The following is a 13409-nucleotide window of genomic DNA, read 5'->3' on the forward strand; positions in this document are numbered from 1 at the left end:
TTATTTTGGGGGCCCCGTCGCGGCGCAACGGGGCCCCCAGGAACCTTAAAACCAGGGGGTGGGGGCTAGAGGCTCCGCAGGGTCACGTAGATGCCCAGGGCGAAGTAGAAGAGGAACCAGCCCACGAGGAGCTTCACCCCCAGGTCGCCAAAGCCCTCCACCCGGGGGGAGGGGTCCTCCCCTTGGGGCCTGTTGCCCGAGGCATAGAGCACCTGGGCCAGGTAGACGATGACGGGCACGGCCGCCACGGCGGTGACCACGAAGTAGAGGATGGACCCCCAGTCCCACACGAAGGGGTACGCCCAGACGCTATACCCCAGGCGCCCCCAGACGCCCGCCCGCAAGGCCTCCCGCGCCACCCCCACCAGGAGGAGGGCCCCCAGGTAAAGGCCCAGGGTGCCCAAGGCCCCCTCCTTGGTGGCCCGGGCGGCGTGGAAGTAGAAAAGCCCCCCCACCACCAAGGCCACCAGGGCCAGGAGGGGGGCGAAGCCCAGCTCCCTTCCCTGGGTGAGGGCCCAAAGCAGGCCGAAGCCCGCGAAGAGGACGCCCCCGAGGCGCAGGGCCCCCTGGCCCAGGCGCTCCACGAAGGCGAGGAAGTCGGCGGGCACGTCCTCCCGCCTGCGGAAGTACCAGGCGAAGAGGTGGAGCATCACCCCCAGGGAGAGGGCGGCCTGGCCGAAGAGGAGGGCGACGAAGCGGGGGAGGTCGTAGCCCAGGAAGCGGGTCCCGCCCGTGTCGGCGACCCCTCCCGGGGCGTACCACTCCAGGAACCGGGAGGGGTAGAGGCCCGCGCTGGCCAGGCTGTGCATGGTGAACCCCGCCAGGAGGAGGAGGGCCAGGCTCACGTACCCCACCCCCGCCACGTTGCCCCTGAGGTAGAGGACGTAGAGGAGGAGGTAGGCGAGGGCCACCACGGGGATGAAGAGGGTGGTCCAGAGCCCCATGAGGGTGGTGGCGGTGTACCAGGCGGGGTCGTAGATCACCTGCACAAAGAGCAGGGGGGCGATGCCCATGGTGATGCCCAGGCCCGTGGCCTGCACCGAGAGGCGCACGGCCACCTGGGCGAGCCTCCGCCAGTTCTCCTCGGGGCGGCGGAGGCCGTAGAGGCCCAGGAAAAGGCTCCCCACGGCGGCGGTCACGAAGAAGATGTGGAGGACATAGGTCACCACCAAGAGCACCTGCAGGACTGCCGGGTGAATGGGGGCCCCCAAGGGGTCCCGCATGGCGAGAAGGGCTTCCGGGCTCATCGCTTACCTCCCTCGGCCTGACCGTAGTACTGGCGCACGAACTGCTCCAGATAGGCGGCCATGTAGTCCCGCTCCTCCGGCGTGCCCACCACGGGGTGCATGTAGGGGAAGCCCCCTATGGCCTCGAGGTAGGCCCGGATCTGCTCCTTGCTGGTCATCCCCCGGCGGGCCAACATGACCGCCAGGGGGCGCATCCCGCCCAGGAAGGCCGTCTTCTGGCTCACCGTGTGGCAGCTGGAGCACTCCAGGACCACCAGGGCCCGGCCCGCCTCCACCGGGTTCACGCCCCCGGCCTCCATCCCCGCGGCCAGGGCGGCGGGGGCCACGGCGAAGGGCAGGTGCTTGAGCACCCCTTCCTGGTTGAGGAGGGGCTCCTCCGCCTTGATCCCCCTGGCGGGGAGGTCGGCGTAGCGGATCTGGTTGGAGGCCATGTAGCCGTAAATGATGTCGGGCTTGCGGAGGACCTCCCGCGTCCGCTCGGCGCCGAAGAGGCCCAGGAAGGCCAGGGCCAAGGCGGCGTAGGCCACCGGGGGACGGGCGGCCAGGTGGGGCCGGACCAGGGCCAGGACCAGGACCAGGAAGGTGGCCAGGACCCCCACCGCCATCTTGACGAAGAAGACGGGCTGGATGGCCTGGGGCAGGCGGAGGAGGGTCTTGGCGTGGTCGTGCAGGCTCGGCACGTACCAGAAGAGGACCAGGGCCACCCCCGCCACCAGGCCCACCAGGCCCACCCGTCCCGCCAGGGGCACCACCTCCTTCCTGGCGGGGTGGTCCTTGGGGAGGCTACCCGCCACCAGGAGGGCGTACAGGGCGGTGAGGGCGAACATGAGGCCGAAGCGGGCGAAGAGCATGGGCCAGAAGGAGGGGTTGTAGAAGCCATCCAGGCTCACCCCGGTTTGCAGCCAGGCCCCCGGGGTCAGCTTGAAGCCCAGGATGCCCACGATGATGGCCAGGGTGCCGCTGGCGGCCAGGGCGAGGATGAGGCCGATGCGGGCGTGGGTCTTGGGGCTCACCCGGCCGAAGGTGTAGTAGTAGACGGCGATGCCGAAGACGTCTATGATGAACCAGAACCACTCCGAGGCCCAGTAGAAGACGAAGTTGTGGATGAGGGTGGAGATGCCCCGGGGGTTGCTGGCGGTGACGGAGAACCAGATGCCCACCCCGAACATGGCCCCCAGGGTGTAGGCGAACATGAGGAGCCTCAGGGCCGAGGCCTTCAGATAGTCCGTGAGGTAAGGCTTGCCTTCCAAGAGGGCCTTCCGCTCCACCCACCAGTTGAACCAGGTGGCGGCCACGGTGACGTGGGAGAAGAGGACGTGGGCCACGGCGATGAGGGCGACGATGAAGGCGGAGTGGATGACGAACCCTTCCCAAACCGGATACACTCCAGGACCTCCTTTCCGGGGCCAAACCCCCGAGGGGCAGGCCCCTCGAGGACCATGGTGGGACAGGGGGGAGGGACATCCGTACTTTACCGTGGCCCCGGGAACGAACCCGGGGCTACGAGGAGGGTTGGTCCAGAGGCAGACGCCGCACCCGCACCCTCCGGTCTTCCACCACCACCAGGGCCCCGGCCAGAAGGTCCTCCTCTAGGCCCCTTAGGACGGCCAGGAGGCGCGGTCCCACCGCCTGAGGCCGCAGGTCCCCGGTGGAGAGGACAACGCTAGGGCGGCGGCCCTTGCCCAGGGCGAGCAGGGTGCCCATGTCTTGGTCGTGGGTCAGGAGCACATAGCCTCCCTCGGCGGCGGCCTCGAGGAGCCTCTCGTCCGGGGCCGTGAGGGGGCCCAGGGCCGACCAGTGCACCGTCTCCACCCCCCGCTCCCGGAGGAACTCCACCCACCTCGGCGTGAGGTTCACGTCCACCAAGAGCTTCAGACGGCCACCCCCCGCTCGTCGGCGAGGTAGGCGGCGTACTCCAGGGCGGCGTCTATGTCCTCCCGCTCCAGGTAGGGGTAATCGCGGAGGATCTCCTCGGGGGTCTGGTGGCGCAGCAGGGTAAGGATGGTCCCCACCGTGATCCGCATGCCCCGGATGCAGGGCCTTCCCCCCATGACCTGGGGGTCAAAGGTGATGCGCTCGCGCCAGCCCACGGCCCCATTGTAACTGCGCGAGCCACGGATGGCCGAAGCCGTCAGCTTCCCCGAGATACGGGCTTCGCCCCTGACACGGGCACGGCACTGGCGGTCTTCCCCCCGCCGACGCCCCGTAGGCCCGCTGAAGGACCACGCGGGTGAAGGGGTTTTGCTGCCCCGGCGGTGCTACGGGAGCTGTGGTAGAGCTGAGGAAAGCGGTGGCCGAGGCCCTTGAGAGGCTGCGGGAGCGGATGGGGCAGGGGGTGTCGCAAGGTCTATGCGTGGGCACTTAGCTTAACCGGGCGTCCCCCGCGCCCAGCTTTCCACGGTGGGACGGGGGGGAGGGACATCTGTACTTTACCCTGGCCCCGGGAACGAACCCGGGGCCACGGGTGGCCCTCAGGGCAGGCTCCGGGCGAAGGCCTCCGCCACCCTGCGAAGGAGGGTGGGGTAGTCCCCAGCCCCCTCCCCCAGGACATCCACCAGCACGGGCTCGAGCCCCAGGTTCCGGGCCACGGCCACCCCCTGCTCCTTGGCGGCCAGGGGGATCAGGAGGTGCCGCACCCCGGCCTCCCTGGCCACCCTTTGGGCCTCGGCCACCGCCCTGGCGCTGATGTCCGGGGAGTCCGGGTTGGGGACGATGTTGTAGAGGACCTTCACCCCGTACCGGGAGGTGAAGTAGCGCAAGGGGTTGCGGAAGGTGATGACCCCCGGCCCCTTGCGGCCCTGGAGCAACCCGGCCACCTCCCGGTCCAGCCGCGCGAGCTCCGCCTCGAGGCGGGCGGCCCGGGCGCGGTAGACCGCCCCGGCCGCGGGGTCGGCCTGGGACAGGGCCTCCACCAAGGGGGGAAGGGCCTTGGCCATGAGGAGGGGGTCCAGCCAGAAGTGGGGGTCCGGGCCGGCGGGGGTCTTTATGAGGCCGCTTCCCAGGGCCTCGGCCAGCACCACCACCGGGGTCTTCAGGCTGTTGGGCCGCACCACCTTCTCCAGAATCCAGTCGTCCAGCCTGGCCCCGTTGGCCACCACCAGGCGGGCCCCGGCCACGGCCTGCACCTGGGAGGGGGAGGGGTTGAAGACGTGGGGGTTGGCGGAAGGGGGCACCAGGACGCTCACCCCCACCCGGTCCCCCACCAGGGACCGCAGGAAGAGGCCGTGGGGATGAATGGTGGCCACCACCGCGGGCTTCTGGGCCAGGGCCAGTCCCAAAGCCATCAGGAGCGCAGGAAGCGTTCTCCGCATGCTTCACCTCCGCCCGTTACCCCGTGGGGGTATAGGGCGGTCCGATGATAAAGCAGATGAAAACGCATTGTCAATATCCTTGGCCCGCCCCTGACCCCCCCATGACGGAAGGGCCCTAGGGTGGGGGCATGGACCTCCGCGTCGCCCTCCCCTTGGGGCAGGTCCTGGACCGGCTTCCCCGCCTTAAGGCGCTGGGGCTGGGCCTGGAGGTTTACCTGGAGCCCGCCCTCCTGGAGGAGGACGCCCTCTTCACGGAGCTGGCGGGAAGGCTTTCCCTCCCCCTCTCGGCCCACCTCCCCTTCTGGAACCTGGACCTGCTCTCCCCGGACCCGGAGGTGCGGGGCCTCACCTTAAGGCGTCTCCTCTTCGGCCTGGACCGGGCGGCGGAGCTCGGGGCGGACCGGGCCGTCCTCCACTCCGGCATCCCCCACGGGCGCACCCCGGAGGAGGCCCTGGAGCGGGCCCTGCCCCTGGCCGAGGCCCTGGGGCCGGTGGTGCGGCGGGCCCGCGCCCTGGGGGTGCGCCTCTTCCTGGAGAACACCCACGAGCCCCACCCCGAGGCCCTGAGGCCCGTGCTGGAGGCCTACCCGGGGGAGTTGGGCTTCTGCTTTGACGCCGCCCACGCCCGGGTCTTCAGCCTGGCCCGGGACCCCGAACCCTGGCTCGCCCTCTCCCCCGGGCACCTGCACCTCAACGACACCGACGGGGTCCACGACCGCCACTGGAACCTGGGCCGGGGGGTGCTGGGCCACGGGGCGTGGCTCGGCCCCTACCTGGACCGGACCCTGGTGCTGGAGGTGAGGGAGGAGCCGGAAGCCTCCCTGCTCTTCCTGAGGGAGATGGCGGGGGCGGCCCCCGGGGAGAGGGCAGGGTGAGCCGGGCCACTTTTACCCTACCCGGGTAAAGTATATGGTGGAAATGGGGACAAACGTCCCCGCGAAAAAGGAGGAACCCATGAAGCGCGTTATCGGACTGCCCATAAGCCTGTTGCTCATGGCCTTCGGCGGCGCCCAGGCCCAGGGCCTCTCCCTGGGCGAGCACCTGGTCCTCCGGGGCTACACCGGGCAGGCCTTCGGCAAGGCCATGGCCGAGGTCCTGGGCCTGAAGAGCGTCCACGTGCTCACCAACAACACCTCCATCTGCGCCGCCCTGGTGGGGGCCATGGGGGCGGGCTACCTGGACGCGGAGAACAGGCGGCGCATGGCGGCCACGGTCCTCTCCGCCCCCGCCGAGGTGCCCCCCCTCTCCCCCAAGGAGGAGGCCGTGGCCCTCATCTACGGTGGCCAGGCCACCCCGGAGACCAACTACGGCCTCACCCTGGAGTCCCTGCGGGCCCTGGCCCGGGCCAACTACCCCGGGGCCCTCTTCTTCCACCTCCGCATCTGGGCTCCCGGCTTCGTGGCCAAGGCCGCCCAGGAGGACGCCCAGGTGGCCCGGTACCTGGCGGGCAAGAGCAACCTCTACGCCGTGACGGCGGACCTGAACGCCAAGGTGGTCCGCCTGTGGCAGGTGGAGGTGAAGGAGGGCAAGCAGACCCCCGTGAAGGAGCTCGGGGCCATCCCCCTGAACCCCGTCTGGGAGGACCTGCTCCGCCGCTCCCTCTGAGCCCCACGGGCCACCCCCCCGGGGCCCGTCCCCGGGGGCTTTCCCTTTTGGGCCCATGACGCCCCTCTGACAGCGGGCCCCTAGGGTGGGGGACGGTATGGCCGTGGCCCTGAGCAAGGTCCGCCTTCGGGGAGGAGGGGCCTCCCTCGAGGCCCTCCCCTTCCTCCTCCCCGCCTACGGCCTCTTCCTCCTCTTCATGATCCTCCCCGTGCTGGAAGCCCTGTGGCTCTCCCTGCACCGCGAGGACCTCTTCGGGCGGGGCCGGGAGTGGGCGGGCCTGGGGAACTACCTCGAGGCCCTCTCCCGCCCGGAGTTCTGGAAAAGCGCCCTCCTCACCCTGAAGTTCGCCGCCATCGTGGCCCCCCTGGAGCTCCTCCTGGGCCTCCTCGCCGCCCTCCTAGTCTACCGGCCCTATCCGGGGGTGGCCCTCTTCCGCACCCTCTTCTTCCTCACCACCGCCGTGCCCACCGCCGTGGCCGCCGTGGCCTGGGGCTGGTTCCTGCACCCCGTGGGGGGGTGGGCCAACCAGGCCCTGAAGGCCCTGGGGCTTCCCCCCCAGCCCTGGCTCACCTCCACCGAGCTCGCCCTCCCCACCCTGGCGGTGATCACCGCCTGGGCCGGGGTGGGCTTCACCGCCATCCTCCTCACCGCCGGGTTGCAGAGCATCCCGGAGGAGGTGCTGGAAGCGGCCACCGTGGACGGGGCCGGGCCTCTCACCCGCTTCTTCCGCATCACCCTGCCCCTCCTCTCCCCCACCCTCTTCCTGGTGGGCCTCCTCCTGGTCCTCAAGAGCCTCACCGCCTTCGGCCAGATCCACCTCCTCACCCGCGGCGGCCCGGCGGAAAGCTCCACGGTCCTCATCTACCGGGTCTACCAGGACGCCTTTTTCAACTTCCAGGTGCCCCTGGCGGCGGCGGAGGCCCTCCTCCTCTTCCTGGTCCTCCTCCTCCTGGCCGCCCTGCAGTTCTGGCTCCTGGGCCGGAGGGTGCACTATGCGTAGCCTCAGGAAGCTCCTCCCCACCTACCTCCTGGCGGGCCTCTACGCCTTTCTCCTGGTCCTCCCCCTCCTCACCCTCCTCTCCGCCAGCCTGCGGAGCGAGGCCGACCTCTACGCCCCGGGCCTCCTTCCCCCTGAACCCAGCCTGGAACCCTACCGGGAGGCCCTGACCAAGTACCCCCTGGCCCGCTTCCTCCTCAACAGCCTCCTGGTCTCCACCGCGGTGACCCTGGGGGTCCTGGCCACCAGCCTCCTCGCCGCCTACGCCCTGGCCCGGATGCGCTTCCCCGGCCGGGAGGCCCTCTTCGGGCTGGCCGTGGCCCTCCTCCTGGTGCCGGGGGAGGCCACCTTCCTCCCCCTCTACCTCCTGGTGGACCGGCTGGGCTGGCTGGACACCTACCTGGCCCTGGCCGTGCCCTTCCTGGCCAGCCCCCTGGGGGTCTTCCTCCTCCGCCAGTTCCTCAGGACCATCCCCGAGGACTACTTCGACGCCGCCCGCATAGATGGGGCGGGCCACTGGCAGATGCTCCGCCACGTGGCCCTGCCCCTCACCGCCCCGGCCCTGGGGGCCCTGGCCGCCCTCACCTTCATCGGCACCTGGAACATGTACCTCTGGCCCCTGGTGGTCACCAAAAGCCGGGAGATGCAGACGGCCCAGATCGCGGTGAACTTCATCCTCAACGAGGAGGTGGCCCGCTGGAACGTGGTGGCCGCGGGGGCCATCCTGGTCCTCCTCCCCACCCTGTTGGCCTTCCTGCTCGCCCAAAGGGCCTTCGTGCGCGGCATCGCCCTGGGCGGGCTGAAGGGTTAGGAGGTTATATGGCGAGGCGAATCTGGCTAAAGGCGGCTCTTTTCCTGGCCCTCACCCTGGGCGCGGCCCAGGCCCAGAGGCTCACCGTGGAGTTCTGGCACTCCATGGGCGGGGTCCTGGGGGAGGCCACCGAGGCCCTGGTGAAGGACTTCAACGCCAGCCAGGACCGGGTGCAGGTCAAGGCCCAGTACGTGGGGAGCTACGACGACGGGATCAACAAGCTCCTGGCGGCCCTGCGGGCGGGGCGGGGCTACCCCCACGTGATCCAGATCTACGACATCGGGGCCCGCATGATGGCGGACTCCGGCGCCGTGGTGCCCCTGGAGGACCTGGCCCGCAAGGACGGGTTTGACCTGGACCGCTTCCTGCCCCAGCCCCGGAACTACTACACCATAGAGGGCAAGCTCTACGGCCTCCCCTTCAACTCCTCCAACCCCATCCTCTACTTCAACATGGCCGCCTTCCAGGAGGCGGGGATCCCCTTCAAGCCCACCTGGACCCTGAAGGACCTGGAGGAGGCCGCCCGCAAGCTCACCAAGAAGGACGCCCAGGGGCGCACGGTGCGCTACGGGCTCTCCATTCCCATTGATTCCTGGTTCGTGGAGCAGATCTCCTACAACTCCGGGGAGTACTTCTGCAACAACGAGAACGGCCGAAAGGCCCGGGCCACGGCGGTGACCTTCGACAACCCCGCGGCGGTGGCCTTCCTGGACATGTACGCCCGGCTGGTGCGGGAAGGGGTGGCGGCCAACACGGGCCGCACCTGGGCGGACTCCCAGAGCCTCTTCGCCCAGGGACAGGCGGCCATGGCCAGCTACTCCACCGCAAGCCTCACCGGGGTCCTGCGCCAGATCGGGAACCGCTTCCCCTTGCGCACCGCCTACTTCCCCTACCTGAAGGAGCGCAACGGGGTGGCCATCGGCGGGGCCGCCCTCTACGTCCTCAAGGGCTTCCCTGAGGCGGAGACCCAGGCCGCCTGGAGCTTCGTCCGCTTCCTCCTGGAGCCCAAGACCCAGGCCAAGTGGCACCTGGCCACGGGCTACTTCCCGGTGGTGAAGGGGGTGGCGGAGCTCCCCGAGGTGCGCCAGGCCCACGTGCGGCAACCCAACTACACCACCGCCATCCAGCAACTGGCCACCAGCAAGGTGAACTACGCCAGCGCGGGCTGCCTCATGGGCTCCTTCCCCGAGATCCGCCAGTACGTGCAGGCGGCCTGGGAGGAGGCCCTGAAGGGTAAGCCCGCCGGGCAGGCCCTTAAGGAGGCCAAGGCCAAGGCGGACGCCGCCCTGGAACGGTACAACCGGAGCGCCTCCACCCGCTAGGGGTCCCGGGGCGGCAAGGCCCCCCTTCCCGGGGGGCTTCCTTTCTTGACCCCCTCCTGACGGGGAGGGTTTAAGGTGGGGGCATGCGGATCCTGGTGACCAACGACGACGGCATCTACAGCCCCGGCCTTTGGGCCCTGGCCGAGGCCGCCTCCCAGTTCGGGGAGGTGGTGGTGGCCGCCCCCGACACGGAGCAGAGCGCCACGGGCCACGCCATCTCCATCGCCCACCCCGTGCGGGCCTACCCCCACGCCTCCCCCCTGCAAAACCCCTACTTCCCCGCCTACCGGGTGCGGGGGACCCCCGCGGACTGCGTGGCCCTGGGCCTCCACCTCTTTGACCCCGTGGACCTGGTGCTCTCGGGGGTGAATCTAGGGAGCAACCTGGGCCACGAGATCTGGCACTCGGGCACCGTGGCCGCCGCCAAGCAGGGGTACCTCTTCGGCCTCCCGGCGGCGGCCTTCAGCCTGGCCTTGAACGGGGAGAACCCGGACTTCCAGGCCCTCCGCCCCTGGCTTCTGCGCACCCTGGAAACCCTCCTCCGCCTGGAGCGGCCCTTCCTGGTAAACGTCAACTTCCCCCCGAGGCCCAAGGGCCTCCTCTGGACCCGCCAGTCGGTGCGGACCTACGAGGGGGTGGTGGTCCCGGGGGCGGACCCCATGGGCAGGCCCTTCTACTGGTTCGCCGCCCGGCCCGTGCGCCAGGCGGAGGAGGGGACGGACCGCTGGGCGGTGGAACAGGGCTTCGTCTCCGCCACCCCTTTACGGCTGGACCTCACCGACGAAACCCGCCTCCAGCCCACCCTGGCCCATGATTAGCCTGCTCATCCCCACCCGGGGGAGGCCGGCCCTCCTCCGGGAGGCCCTGGCCTCCCTGGGGCGCCAGACCTTTTCCCGGTTTGAGGCGGTGGTGGTGGACGACGGGGCGGGGGAGGGCCTAGAGGTGGTGGCCTCCTCGGGGGACCCCCGCTTCCGGGCCTTCCCAAACCCGGGGCGGGGCCAGGTGGAGGCGCGGCAGAGGGCCCTGGAGGTGGCCCGGGGGGAAGTGGTCCTCTTTCTGGACGACGACGATCTCCTCCTGGACCCCGCCTACCTGCACCGGGTCTGGCGGGTCCTCTCCCGGGAGGAGGCGGTGGTCTACGGGGAGGGGGCGCTCCTCCTCCCCCAGGAGGAGCTCCCCTTCCGCCCCGGGGAGGTGGGGGGGTGGCTTCTGAGGGAAAACCGCCTCCTGGCCTCGGGCACTGCCCTCCGGAAGAAGACCCTTCTGGACCTGGGGGGCCTGGACGGGGAGATGGGGGACTACTGGGACTGGGACCTCTGGCTTAGGGCCTACCAGGCGGGGCTTCCCTTCCGCTACCTGCGGGGCCGGAACCTGGGGATCAGGGTCCACGGGCAGAACCAGAGCTACGGGGCCCGCCGGGAGGAGCGGGCCTTCTTCCTGAAAAGGCTCGAGGCGAAGCACGGGCTGGGCCCCCTGGTCCTCAAGGACCACCTCTCCTTGGCCTTGGAGGGCTTGGGGGAGCGGCCGGGGTCCTGAGTACCGAAAGCCAGAGCGGGGGCCCCAAAAGGGCTTTCCTGGGCATTGGGGTAGGGGCTTGGTGGCAAAACCAAAGGGCCCCAAGGGGGGCCCTTCATGTTGCAGAGCCAGGGCGCGGGCCTCTGGGCGCCCGCCAGGGCGTCTAGCGAAGCCTCTGGGGGAGCCGCACCAGCCAGAGGCGGTTCGGGCCCTCCTGGCCGGTGATGGCGAAGTCGTTGTCGTCCATGAGGGCCATGGTCTGGCCGTCCTCCAGAAGGGCCAGGCCCTCCAACTTGTCCGTGTCCACCTCGGGAAGCCCCCAGGTTTCCAGGAGGAGACGCCGCTCGGGCAGGGCGATCCCCTTGGCGGCGTAGTCCACCCCTGCCTTGTCCAGCTCGGGGCTTTCCCCCTCGGGGTGGCCCAGGAGGTTGGTGGCCCGGGCGAAGTCCACCACGAAGATGCGGGCCCCGCCCTCGGCCCGCTCCAGGAGGAGGATCCGCTCGTCCCCGAGCCAGGCGGCGGCGCTGAACTTCATGTCCCGAGGGCGGTTGGGCTTGGGGTAGGCCTTGGGGTCGGAGAAGGGCACCAGGTACATCCCCGTGACCCGGACCCGGAGGGGGTCGGCCACGTCCAGGCGGACCGCCCGCGCCACCAGGCTCCGGTCAAAGCCGGGGTCGGAGGTGGGGCCGATGGGGCTTTGCAGGAGGGCCCAGGCGGTCTTGCCGTCCCCCGAGAGGGCCAGGTTCTCCAGGCCCCGGTTGTTGCGCCGCAGGGCGAGGACGGAGGGCAACACGTCCCGCACGGGATAGCTGGCCCCCGGGCGGAGGCCCTTGGGCGTGTAGCGCATGAGGACCCGGCCCCAGGGGTCGGCATACACCAGGGAAGGGGAATGCTCCTCCACCAGCCAGAAGCCCCCACCGGGGGCCACCGCCACGTCCTCCGTGTCCAGGCCGTCGGGGTCCAGGGGGAGCCGCTCCCGGCAGGCCTTGTCGGCGAAGGGGATGTCCTCGCTGGGGCGGTTGGGCAGCCCGGTAAGGGGCTTGCCCCCCAGGTTCCTGAGGAAAAGGGTCTTCTCCAGGAGGATGGCCCCTTCCCCCAGGCGGAAGAAGGCCAGGGTGGGGGCGAAGCGGGGCAGGGGGAAGAACTTGCCCCCGGGGCAGTCCCCGTTGGGGCCGCGGTCGGTAAGGCCCACGAAGCGCCCGTTCCCCAGGTAGAAGAGCCCGGAGCCCAAGGAGGGCCGCTGGGCCGTGGGCCAGCCCCCCTTCAGGGCCGCCTCCACCTCTTGGGGGGAGAGGAAGGGGTTCAGGGCCTGGATGGGCGTGGGGGGCAGGGTGTGGACCCCCACCACCCGGGGTTCTTGGGCCAGGGCCAGCCCTAGGAGGAGAGAAGCCAGGACAAAACGCCTCATGCCCGGAGGCTAGAGGGCTTCCGTCAGCTCAAGGTCAAGGGCCTCGAGGGCCCGGCGCCAGGCCTCCTCCCGGGCCCTCTCCACCTCGGCCAGGAAGCGCCGGGCCTCGAGGTCCCGCCCACCTCCCAGGTAGGCCAGGAGGAGGCTTCGCAGGACCTCCAGGTCCCCGAAGGCTCCCAGGGCCTCCTGTGCCGCCTTTTCCCACCGGGTGGGGGCCCCCAGGAACTCCTTGGCGTAGCGCACCCGCCGCAGGGCCCGCCGGTAGGCGTGGAGGGCCTCCGGGCCGGGATTCCGGGAAAGCTCGCGGAACCTCTCCCCAAGCCGCGCCTCCAGGCGGGCAAGCCGCTTCCGGGCCCGCCCCCGGTCCAGGGGAGGGAGAACCCCTAAGGCCCGCACCAGGGCCTCGAGCCAGGGGGAGGCCAGGAGGCCGGAAAGCTCCCCCCGGGCCCTCCGGAGCTCCTCCCGCAAAAAGGCCGAGAACCCCTGGGGAAGGGGCCTGGACAGGGCCACCTCCAGGTCCCGCACCCGCCCCGCCCCCCGCACCAGGAGGCGGAGGTCGTCCCGCAACACCCGGAAGCCCAGGAGGTAGAGGTAGACCTCCAGGCGCCGCCCCGCCACCCGCACCTGGTGCACCCCCTCGGGGTCCTCCCCGGAGAGGGCCAGGGGAAGGTGGCGGAGGAGGTGGTCCAGGAGGGGGCCAGGACCCTTCACCGCCGGAAGACCTTGGGGGGGATGAGGGCCTTCAGGGCCATGCCCCCGGGCCTGGGCACCCCCTCCAGCCAGGCCACCCCTCCCTTCTTGAGGACGAACCGCCCCTCCCCCCCGGCCGGGGCGGGGTCCCCCAGGAGGAGCCAGGCCAGGAGCTGGGAGAGGTAGGGCTCGTGCCCCACCAGGGCCACCCGGCCCTCCCCCGGGATCTCCCGCAAAAGCTCCTCCGAGGGCGGAAGGGCCAGGTGGGGGGTCACCCGGCTCTCCCCCTCCAGAAGGTCGGCCAGAAGCTCCGCCGTCTCCAGGGCCCGGCGCTTGGGGCTGGTGAGAAGAAGGGTGAACTCCACCCCCAGGGCCTCGAGGCCCCGCACCACCTTGCGGAAGCGGCGCACCCCCTTGGGGGCGAGGGGCCTCCGGTCGTCCGCCTCCTCCCCCTCACCCTCCGGGGGCAGGGCCAGGGCGTGGCGCACCAGGAAGAGCTCCAC

15 protein-coding genes are annotated in these 13409 nt (G+C 70.8%); 7 read left to right on the top strand and 8 right to left on the bottom strand.

The genetic code is table 11. From position 1 onward, the window contains the following. Positions 1-65: 65 nt before the first annotated feature. The 5 genes from ACZ5RK_RS11810 to ACZ5RK_RS11830 form a co-directional block, all read right to left on the bottom strand. A complete protein-coding gene (locus ACZ5RK_RS11810; RefSeq protein ID WP_464910185.1) occupies positions 66-1247 on the bottom strand; it encodes a hypothetical protein in 1182 nt (393 codons plus the stop codon). Continuing rightward, positions 1244-2632, bottom strand: a complete 1389-nt coding sequence (locus ACZ5RK_RS11815) for a hypothetical protein (RefSeq protein ID WP_464910186.1) — start codon at positions 2630-2632, stop codon at positions 1244-1246. Before ACZ5RK_RS11815 ends, ACZ5RK_RS11810 begins: the two co-directional genes overlap by 4 nt. 115 nt (positions 2633-2747) lie before the next feature. Beyond that, positions 2748-3110: a DUF5615 family PIN-like protein gene (locus ACZ5RK_RS11820; protein ID WP_464910187.1), complete on the bottom strand. Its 363-nt coding sequence runs from the start codon at positions 3108-3110 to the stop codon at positions 2748-2750. An 8-nt stretch (positions 3111-3118) separates the two neighbouring features. Then, positions 3119-3337, bottom strand: a complete 219-nt coding sequence (locus ACZ5RK_RS11825) for a DUF433 domain-containing protein (RefSeq protein WP_054647619.1) — start codon at positions 3335-3337, stop codon at positions 3119-3121. Between the two features lie 381 nt (positions 3338-3718). Beyond that, on the bottom strand, positions 3719-4558 hold the full coding sequence (locus ACZ5RK_RS11830; protein WP_464910188.1) for a metal ABC transporter substrate-binding protein: 840 nt from the start codon (positions 4556-4558) through the stop codon (positions 3719-3721). A 128-nt stretch (positions 4559-4686) separates the two neighbouring features. On the opposite strand from ACZ5RK_RS11830, the gene ACZ5RK_RS11835 reads away from it, so the two are divergent. The 7 genes from ACZ5RK_RS11835 (at position 4687) to ACZ5RK_RS11865 (ending at position 10829) form a co-directional block, all read left to right on the top strand. Beyond that, positions 4687-5433 carry a sugar phosphate isomerase/epimerase family protein gene (locus tag ACZ5RK_RS11835; RefSeq protein ID WP_464910189.1) on the top strand — a complete coding sequence of 249 codons (747 nt, stop codon included), beginning with the start codon at positions 4687-4689 and terminating at the stop codon, positions 5431-5433. 79 nt (positions 5434-5512) lie between these two features. Then, positions 5513-6163: a hypothetical protein gene (locus ACZ5RK_RS11840; RefSeq protein ID WP_464910190.1), complete on the top strand. Its 651-nt coding sequence runs from the start codon at positions 5513-5515 to the stop codon at positions 6161-6163. Between the two features lie 97 nt (positions 6164-6260). After that, positions 6261-7163: a carbohydrate ABC transporter permease gene (locus tag ACZ5RK_RS11845; RefSeq protein ID WP_464910191.1), complete on the top strand. Its 903-nt coding sequence runs from the start codon at positions 6261-6263 to the stop codon at positions 7161-7163. Then, complete coding sequence (locus ACZ5RK_RS11850; RefSeq protein WP_464910192.1) at positions 7156-7971, top strand: carbohydrate ABC transporter permease; 816 nt, start codon at positions 7156-7158, stop codon at positions 7969-7971. Before ACZ5RK_RS11845 ends, ACZ5RK_RS11850 begins: the two co-directional genes overlap by 8 nt. A gap of 8 nt (positions 7972-7979) precedes the next feature. Beyond that, positions 7980-9293, top strand: coding sequence for an ABC transporter substrate-binding protein (locus ACZ5RK_RS11855; protein WP_054647445.1), 1314 nt, complete (start codon positions 7980-7982; stop codon positions 9291-9293). An 83-nt stretch (positions 9294-9376) separates the two neighbouring features. Beyond that, entirely contained in the window at positions 9377-10111 is a 735-nt protein-coding gene (gene surE, locus ACZ5RK_RS11860) for a 5'/3'-nucleotidase SurE (RefSeq protein ID WP_464910193.1), read from the top strand. After that, positions 10104-10829, top strand: a complete 726-nt coding sequence (locus ACZ5RK_RS11865; protein WP_464910194.1) for a glycosyltransferase family 2 protein — start codon at positions 10104-10106, stop codon at positions 10827-10829. Before surE ends, ACZ5RK_RS11865 begins: the two co-directional genes overlap by 8 nt. 142 nt (positions 10830-10971) lie before the next feature. On the opposite strand, the gene ACZ5RK_RS11870 is transcribed toward ACZ5RK_RS11865, so the two are convergent. Genes ACZ5RK_RS11870 through ACZ5RK_RS11880 form a run of 3 tightly spaced genes read right to left on the bottom strand, consistent with a single transcriptional unit; the run spans position 10972 to position 13409 of the window. Further along, positions 10972-12216, bottom strand: coding sequence for an esterase-like activity of phytase family protein (locus ACZ5RK_RS11870; RefSeq protein ID WP_464910195.1), 1245 nt, complete (start codon positions 12214-12216; stop codon positions 10972-10974). 9 nt (positions 12217-12225) lie between these two features. After that, entirely contained in the window at positions 12226-12927 is a 702-nt protein-coding gene (locus ACZ5RK_RS11875; protein WP_464910196.1) for a CHAD domain-containing protein, read from the bottom strand. Further along, complete coding sequence (locus ACZ5RK_RS11880; protein WP_464910197.1) at positions 12924-13409, bottom strand: SixA phosphatase family protein; 486 nt, start codon at positions 13407-13409, stop codon at positions 12924-12926. Before ACZ5RK_RS11880 ends, ACZ5RK_RS11875 begins: the two co-directional genes overlap by 4 nt.

Source organism: Thermus kawarayensis JCM 12314, from assembly GCF_055393575.1.

What these genes read in the sequence shown, in the direction of transcription:
- ACZ5RK_RS11810 (WP_464910185.1), bottom strand. Translation starts at nt 1,247, where the DNA reads ATGAGCCCGGAAGCCCTTCTCGCCATGCGGGACCCCTTGGGGGCCCCC.
- ACZ5RK_RS11830 (WP_464910188.1), bottom strand. Translation starts at nt 4,558, where the DNA reads ATGCGGAGAACGCTTCCTGCGCTCCTGATGGCTTTGGGACTGGCCCTG.
- ACZ5RK_RS11835 (WP_464910189.1), top strand. Translation starts at nt 4,687, where the DNA reads ATGGACCTCCGCGTCGCCCTCCCCTTGGGGCAGGTCCTGGACCGGCTT.
- ACZ5RK_RS11840 (WP_464910190.1), top strand. Translation starts at nt 5,513, where the DNA reads ATGAAGCGCGTTATCGGACTGCCCATAAGCCTGTTGCTCATGGCCTTC.
- ACZ5RK_RS11845 (WP_464910191.1), top strand. Translation starts at nt 6,261, where the DNA reads ATGGCCGTGGCCCTGAGCAAGGTCCGCCTTCGGGGAGGAGGGGCCTCC.
- ACZ5RK_RS11850 (WP_464910192.1), top strand. Translation starts at nt 7,156, where the DNA reads ATGCGTAGCCTCAGGAAGCTCCTCCCCACCTACCTCCTGGCGGGCCTC.
- ACZ5RK_RS11855 (WP_054647445.1), top strand. Translation starts at nt 7,980, where the DNA reads ATGGCGAGGCGAATCTGGCTAAAGGCGGCTCTTTTCCTGGCCCTCACC.
- surE (WP_464910193.1), top strand. Translation starts at nt 9,377, where the DNA reads ATGCGGATCCTGGTGACCAACGACGACGGCATCTACAGCCCCGGCCTT.
- ACZ5RK_RS11865 (WP_464910194.1), top strand. Translation starts at nt 10,104, where the DNA reads ATGATTAGCCTGCTCATCCCCACCCGGGGGAGGCCGGCCCTCCTCCGG.
- ACZ5RK_RS11870 (WP_464910195.1), bottom strand. Translation starts at nt 12,216, where the DNA reads ATGAGGCGTTTTGTCCTGGCTTCTCTCCTCCTAGGGCTGGCCCTGGCC.